This is a genomic window from uncultured Parasphingopyxis sp. (genome assembly GCF_937129435.1).
Classification (GTDB): Bacteria; Pseudomonadota; Alphaproteobacteria; order Sphingomonadales; family Sphingomonadaceae; genus Parasphingopyxis.
On sequence record NZ_CAKZNF010000009.1, the window covers coordinates 47,713 to 54,362 of the forward strand.

Consider the following 6,650-nt stretch of genomic DNA (forward strand, 5'->3'; position numbering starts at 1 on the left):
GATTCAAGTGATAGGGCGCGCGCTTTGGCGCGGAATCGACAGGGAAGTCGAGCTTTTCCGCGCCCGGCACAGTGTCGAGGGTCCGCGACAGGCATTATGAGCGAGTCCAATCCCGAATTTTCGGAGGACGGGTCGCATCGCGACAGAAATATCGCCAAGCTCGCGCTCGGCGCGATCGGCGTCGTCTATGGCGATATCGGCACCAGTCCGCTCTATGCGTTTCGCGAAACCTTCGCGGGGCACCACCCGCTGTCGCTCGACCGCATCCATATCATGGGCGTGCTGTCGCTGATCTTCTGGTCGATGATGCTGGTCGTCACGATCAAATACATCATCATCCTGACCCGCGCGGACAATAACGGTGAAGGCGGCAGCCTGGCGCTGCTGGCGCTCATATCGCGCAGGGCCCGGAGCAATATGCCGTGGACGCGGGGGATCGTGCTGCTCGGCGTCTTCGCCTGCGCGCTATTCTACGGCGACAGCATGATTACGCCTGCGATCTCGGTCCTTTCGGCCGTCGAGGGACTGGCTGTCGTCGAGGGATCGCTGGCGCCGCTGGTTATCCCGATCGCGATCTTCATCCTGATCGGCCTGTTCGCGATCCAGCGTTTCGGCACGGCGCGCGTCGGTGCACTCTTCGGACCGATCATCCTCGTCTATTTCACCATTCTTGCCGTGCTCGGAACGTTGAGCATCATGCAAGACCCGGGCATCCTTCTTGCGCTCAATCCCTGGTATGCGTTCAACTTCTTCATGATCGATGGCTGGGCGGCATTTCTCGCGCTCGGTTCGGTCGTGCTCGCCGTGACGGGTGCCGAGGCACTTTACGCCGATATGGGGCATTTCGGCCGCAAGCCGATCGGCCTTTCCTGGATGGCGATCGTGCTTCCCGCGCTGATGCTCAACTATCTGGGGCAGGGGGCGCTGCTCGCTTCCGACCCGTCGGCGATCTCCAGCCCCTTCTACATGCTCGCGCCCGAATGGTTTCGCCTGCCGATGGTCTTCGTGGCGACGATGGCGACGATTATCGCCAGCCAGGCGGTGATTTCCGGCGCCTTCTCGGTCACGCAACAGGCAATCCAGCTCGGCTTCATCCCGCGCCTCAAGATCACGCATACTAGCGCCTCGTCGATGGGCCAGATCTACATTCCGGTGATCAACTGGGCGCTGCTGTCCATGGTCATTCTGCTCGTCCTGATCTTCGAGAATTCGAGCAATCTGGCCGCCGCCTACGGTATTGCGGTGACCGGCGCGATGTTGATCGACACCTGCCTGCTCGCGGTCGTTCTGTTCGGGCTTTGGAAGTGGAAGCCGTGGCTCGCGATTCCGCTGCTCGCCGTCTTCTTCGTCGTCGATATCGCCTATTTCGCCGCGAACCTCACCAAGGTCCCCTATGGCGGCTGGTTCCCGCTGCTGATTGGCGTGATCGCCTTCACGCTGCTCACAACATGGGCGAAGGGCCGGACACTGTTACGGGGCCGGATGCGCGAAGCTGCCATGCCGGTGCAGGTCTTCGTCAAATCTGCCGCCGGTTCGGCAACCCGCGTACCTGGCACCGCCGTGTTCATGACGACGGCGCCGGAAGGCGTGCCGCATGCGCTGCTCCACAACCTGAAACACAATAAGGTGCTCCATGAGCGCATCGTCCTCCTGACGGTGATGATCCTCGACCAACCTTTCGTTCCCGATTCGCAGCGCAGTGCCGTCGAGGATCTGGGCTCGGGATTTTATCGCGTCATCCTTCGCTACGGGTTCATGCAGGACAGCGACGTACCGCTCGCGCTCGAAAAGCTGACCGTGTGCGGCCCCCCGTTCCGTATGATCGAAACGAGCTTCTTCCTTGCGCGGCAGACTCTGCTGACGTCGAAAACACCCGGCATGGCGCCCTGGCGGGAGAAGATTTTCGCCTGGATGCTCCGCAACGCGGAAAGTGCGATGCAGTTCTTCCGCTTGCCGACGAACCGCGTCGTCGAGCTGGGGAGCCAGGTCGAAATCTGACCGCGATGCGCGCGGCTATCGTCCTTGCGGCTGGCCGATCCCGGCGTTTCGGAGCTCGGGACAAGCTGGTCGTCCGATATCGGGGCCGTCTGCTCGCGGAACATGCGATACGGACCGCGCTCCGATCGGATTGCGCGCGAGTGCTGGTGGTGATGCGCACCATGTCGCCGTTGAAACGGCTGCCACTGCTCAAAAGTCCGCGCATTTCGACGGTTGAGGTTCCGCCGGAAAACGCATCGCGGCGTCAGAGCCTGGCGGCGGCATTGCGCGCGCTGAGGCCGCTGGAGAGATCGGCGCTCGTTCTGCTCGGCGACATGCCTGCACTCGACATCGGCCAGGTGCGCAAGGTCGCGCGTTCATCGCCGCGTAGCGATGCGCGCGCCATATATCGTGGGCAACCGGGGCATCCCGTATTGATTCGCAACCCGCGCGCCGCGCTGGCGCGCCTGACGGACGGGAAACCGGCATTGGCCGTGGATCGGCTTCAAAACCTGCCCACCGGGCGGGGTGCGATCGCCGATATCGACCGGCCACCGGCTCTCAGGCCGGTTCCCGTCCGATGAGCGATGCCCCGATTATCGTCACCGCCTTGCTGGGGAAGGAAGATTTTGCCTGGCTCAATACGTTGCGGCAACGCCATTTCCCGCCCGAACGCAATTTTCTGCCCGTCCATGTGACGCTCTTCCACCATCTGCCGCCGAGCGTTGCACCGGAATTGAAGCAGCGGCTTGCGGCCCTCACACGCGAATATCCGGCTCCGACGGCGCAGCTTCGCGACGTCATGAAGCTCGGCAAAGGCGTCGCCTATCGAATTGAGTCGGAGAAACTGGCGGCGTTGCGCGACGAACTCGCATCGGCTTTTGCCGGACTTCTCACGCCGCAGGATCAGGCGGACTGGCGCCCGCACATCACGGTTCAGAACAAGGTTACGCCAGACGCCGCACGGGCTCTCCATGAAGAACTGTCAGAAGGCTTCTCTCCACGACCGCTTGCAATCGCGGGTCTCGCAAGCTGGTATTATCGCGGCGGCCCGTGGGAGCCACTGTCCGAGCACCGATTTTCCGGCTGATCAGTCGAGCTGACCGATACCCTCACAGCTCATACCGAAAGCCGCGAGTCCGGCTTCGAGATAAGCGGCGAGCATCGGCATATCCATCAGCTGGTCTGCCGCATCGTTGCGTTCACCGTCGCTCGCTTCGGCCAGCGCGTCCTCCCAATCCTCCGGTTCGAAAGTGCCACGGCCGATCCAAGCCAGCGCAAGCACTTCCGCCGTCTCGTCGTCCGCCAAATCATCGAGCAATGCCTGAATTTCCGTCTCGACGGCTTCGTTTTTCTCATCGAGCATGACGTCATATTGATCGTCGGTGGACACCGGATCGTCCCGATCGTCCTCTTCATCGTTTTCGGGGACCTGCGAGTCCCACTCGCGTGCCCGCACGATCAACCGGCAAATCGTATCCAATGGTGTTTCGAGTTCCATGGCGGCGCTCCATCAGTTCCGTTTCGCCCAGACCAACGCGCTCTGGCGGCGCCCGGTTCCGTTCGATCCATCGCGCGTGTTGACCGGCTCGCACGCCCTCACTATAGGCCGCGCAGCCGTTTCGCGGCGCCTTCCGTGGCGGAGTAGCTCAGGTGGTTAGAGCAGCGGAATCATAATCCGCGTGTCGGGGGTTCGAGTCCCTCCTCCGCTACCAAGTTGAAACTTCTCATGCGTCACATGCGCCGAAGAACTCGTCGATCTCCGTATCGCTGCTATGGGAGGGGATGGTGATCGTTTCGTCGCCATAAGATACGCTCCTTCGCTATAGGCTTTCATTACGGGGCCCTGCGGGGCCGTGGTTACTTCTACCGCCATTCCAAGCTGGGTCTCGCGTGACTTAATCGAGAGTTGCTGGTCGAGGTTTCCGGCTTTGAGCGTCACCGTGTCTAGTCGTTGCGAGACGACTTCCGGCGGGCGATTGAATGACACCAAAACTGTCTCGCCCATGGCCCGGGGGCCAAGGCTCTCAGGTTACAGGCTAATTCCGCCTGGCTTGGTTCAGAAACGATAGCTTACGCCAGCGCTCAATACCCACGGGTCGAGCTTGTGCTCGGTTTCGATCGCCAGCGTATCACCGGCATACCAGCGCGCGGTCGTGTCGACGAAGTAGCGCTTTGCGTCGATCGTCAGGCCGAGACCGCTGTCGCCAAGCGCGATATCGGTACCTGCCTGCAGCACGAGGCCGAATTCGTCCGACAGCGTGGTGCGCGTCACACCGAGCGGAATGGTGTCCGCACCCGGTTCGACATCGACCCACCAAAAGTAAGTGGCCCCGGCACCGAGATAGGGTTTCACGCCGCCGAGATCGAAATGGTACTTCGCGGTGAAGGTCGCGGGGATGACCTTGGCGTCTGACACCAGTTCGGCACCCGGCAGCCCGGCCACCGCATCGACATCATGCTGTGTCACGCAGCAGATCGTCTCGATCGAGAAATTCGGCGACGCGAAATACTCGATTGCCAGCGTGGGTACGAAATTGTCGCTCGCCTCGGTCTGCGTCGCGGCGGGAAGGCCCACGATATCCGTGTTGATATCGGTGATTTTGCCATCGGGTGCGACAAGGGTGCCGAGCAGCTTTACCTGCAGCTTGCCATCGTTGTCCGCAGCCTGGGCAGGTGCGGCGAACATTGCCGTACCGGCCAGCGCAGCTACCAGAAACTTCTTCATTCGATCGTCCTCGAGCGCGGCAGTGGCCGCCCCATGCGGCCCAGGGATGTTGCAGCGCTCAGACGCCTGTGGCGCGGAAAATTTCTGCGGGCATTGATCTGGGTCAAGGAAGCGCCGGCCTATCGGGGCGAGGGCGGCTTCATGATTACACCAGCCGAACCCTTCCAGCGATTTGCCAACCGGATACTTCCCGCAAATCTGTCGGATACCGTATACTTCCGGTTCCAGGCGCTCGCCCGGCCAGGCCAGCTCGCCAAGGCGCATTCACTGGATTTCGCGGGCGCGGGCCAGCAGATCGTCTTCGTGGTCGACGGGGCCACCAAGCTGGTGGCGCACGCGTCAGAGTCGCGCGACCAGATCGTCGCTTTCCAGTTCGCCGGCGAGGTCTTCACTGTCCCCGGTCCCGACAACTATTCCTACTCCGTCAGCGCGCTCAAGGACTGCGACATCCTGGCTTTCGACTCGGACGAATTCCTCCGGTTGGCATCGAGCGAAGCGGGGGTCCTTCACCATTTGCTGGAAAACACCACGCTTTCGCTGCGCCGGTGCCGCGAGAAGACGATCGCGCTCGGCCGCAAGACGGCGGGCGAACGCATCGCCGTGTTCCTGATCGGGATGGCCGAGCGGATCGGGGTCGAGCAGGACGGCCGGCTGGTGCTCGAATTGCCGATGTCCCGCCGTGATATCTCGGACAGTCTCGGGCTCACAATCGAGACCGTCAGCCGTCAGCTATCGAAGCTCAGGGACGACGGGGTGATCGAGACGGTGGGCCGTTCAGGCGTGATTTTGAATGCCGTGGAGAGCCTCCGTGACCGGGCGGGCTTCCTGCGCGAGGCCGCGTGAAATCTTTTCCGAATTTGATCTGGGTCAATGATCTTCGTGGGCGGTCCGCTTAACCCCCTGCAAAAGGACGGAGAATTCTATGCAAGCGGAAACGGCGCTGGGCCGGGTGGGCCTGTGGTTCCTGGTCATGCTGGCTGCGATGGCGGCGGCGCTGGGCGCGGCGGACAGCGGTTTCGCGGCGCACGCCTGGATTATCGCGGCTCTCGGTTTCGTGATGGTCTGGGTCAGTGCATCGCGGTTCGATCCGCTGGGAAAGGCGCGGGGCTTCTTCAAGCTTCCCGACGGTCCTTCGCGGTATGACGACGATCCCATTCGCTGGGGTGTCATCGCCACGATGTTCTGGGGACTTGCGGGCCTTCTGGCGGGTGTTTTCATCGCCGCTCAGCTGGCGTTCCCGCAGCTCAATTTCGAACCCTATCTCAACTTCGGTCGACTGCGCCCGCTGCACACGAGCGCTGTGATATTCGCTTTTGGCGGCAACGCGCTGCTGGCGACCAGCTTCTACGTCGTGCAGCGCACCTGCCGTACGCAGCTGGCGTTTCCCAATCTCGCGCGGTTCGTCTTCTGGGGCTATCAGCTGTTCATCGTCATGGCCGCCACCGGCTACCTTCTGGGCATCACCCAGGGCCGCGAATATGCCGAGCCGGAATGGTATGTCGATCTCTGGCTGACGGTCGTCTGGGTCGCCTACCTGATCGTGTTCATGGGCACGATCTTCAAGCGCAAGGAGCCGCATATCTATGTGGCGAACTGGTTCTATCTCGCCTTCATCGTGACGATTGCGGTCCTGCATCTGGTCAACAATCTGTCGATCCCCGTCGATCCGTTCGGCTCGTTCAGCTACCGCGTCTTTTCCGGTGTGCAGAATGCGCTGACGCAATGGTGGTATGGCCATAATGCGGTGGGCTTCTTCCTGACCGCGGGCTTCCTCGGGATCATGTATTATTTCATCCCCAAACGGGTGGAGCGGCCGGTCTATTCCTACCGTCTCTCCATCGTCCACTTCTGGACGCTGATCTTCATCTATATCTGGGCGGGACCCCACCATTTGCACTATACGGCGCTGCCGGAATGGGCGCAGACGCTGGGCATGACCTTCTCG

7 protein-coding genes and 1 tRNA gene are annotated in these 6,650 nt (G+C 61.7%); 6 read left to right on the forward strand and 2 right to left on the reverse strand.

The window, feature by feature from the left end:
• Window positions 1-96 precede the first annotated feature (96 nt).
• Genes Q0139_RS02350 through Q0139_RS02360 form a run of 3 tightly spaced genes read left to right on the forward strand, consistent with a single transcriptional unit; the run spans window position 97 to window position 3,067 of the window.
• Window positions 97-1,998 carry a potassium transporter Kup gene (locus tag Q0139_RS02350; protein ID WP_298016747.1) on the forward strand — a complete coding sequence of 634 codons (1,902 nt, stop codon included), beginning with the start codon at window positions 97-99 and terminating at the stop codon, window positions 1,996-1,998.
• A gap of 5 nt (window positions 1,999-2,003) precedes the next feature.
• Window positions 2,004-2,561 (forward strand): NTP transferase domain-containing protein, encoded by a 558-nt coding sequence (locus Q0139_RS02355; protein ID WP_298016749.1) that lies wholly within the window; start codon window positions 2,004-2,006, stop codon window positions 2,559-2,561.
• Entirely contained in the window at window positions 2,558-3,067 is a 510-nt protein-coding gene (locus Q0139_RS02360) for a 2'-5' RNA ligase family protein (RefSeq protein WP_298016751.1), read from the forward strand. Before Q0139_RS02355 ends, Q0139_RS02360 begins: the two co-directional genes overlap by 4 nt.
• Here the strand turns inward: Q0139_RS02360 and Q0139_RS02365 are convergent, their stop codons facing one another.
• The gene (locus Q0139_RS02365; RefSeq protein WP_298016753.1) at window positions 3,068-3,478 is read right to left on the reverse strand and encodes a DUF3775 domain-containing protein; all 411 of its coding nucleotides are present in this window, start codon (window positions 3,476-3,478) and stop codon (window positions 3,068-3,070) included.
• 137 nt (window positions 3,479-3,615) lie between these two features.
• On the opposite strand from Q0139_RS02365, the gene Q0139_RS02370 reads away from it, so the two are divergent.
• A tRNA-Met gene (locus tag Q0139_RS02370) sits at window positions 3,616-3,692 on the forward strand.
• A 344-nt stretch (window positions 3,693-4,036) separates the two neighbouring features.
• Here Q0139_RS02370 and Q0139_RS02375 read toward each other — a convergent pair.
• Window positions 4,037-4,705: an OmpW family outer membrane protein gene (locus Q0139_RS02375; RefSeq protein WP_298016755.1), complete on the reverse strand. Its 669-nt coding sequence runs from the start codon at window positions 4,703-4,705 to the stop codon at window positions 4,037-4,039.
• Window positions 4,706-4,798: 93 nt separating this feature from the next.
• On the opposite strand from Q0139_RS02375, the gene Q0139_RS02380 reads away from it, so the two are divergent.
• Window positions 4,799-5,548 carry a helix-turn-helix domain-containing protein gene (locus tag Q0139_RS02380; protein WP_298016757.1) on the forward strand — a complete coding sequence of 250 codons (750 nt, stop codon included), beginning with the start codon at window positions 4,799-4,801 and terminating at the stop codon, window positions 5,546-5,548.
• 79 nt (window positions 5,549-5,627) lie between these two features.
• Window positions 5,628-6,650, forward strand: a 1,023-nt coding sequence (locus tag Q0139_RS02385) for a cbb3-type cytochrome c oxidase subunit I (protein WP_298016759.1), incomplete at its 3' end; no start/stop codon positions are given.

What these genes read in the sequence shown, in the direction of transcription:
- Q0139_RS02375 (WP_298016755.1), bottom strand. Translation starts at nt 4,705, where the DNA reads ATGAAGAAGTTTCTGGTAGCTGCGCTGGCCGGTACGGCAATGTTCGCC.
- Q0139_RS02350 (WP_298016747.1), top strand. Translation starts at nt 97, where the DNA reads ATGAGCGAGTCCAATCCCGAATTTTCGGAGGACGGGTCGCATCGCGAC.
- Q0139_RS02365 (WP_298016753.1), bottom strand. Translation starts at nt 3,478, where the DNA reads ATGGAACTCGAAACACCATTGGATACGATTTGCCGGTTGATCGTGCGG.
- Q0139_RS02355 (WP_298016749.1), top strand. Translation starts at nt 2,004, where the DNA reads ATGCGCGCGGCTATCGTCCTTGCGGCTGGCCGATCCCGGCGTTTCGGA.
- Q0139_RS02360 (WP_298016751.1), top strand. Translation starts at nt 2,558, where the DNA reads ATGAGCGATGCCCCGATTATCGTCACCGCCTTGCTGGGGAAGGAAGAT.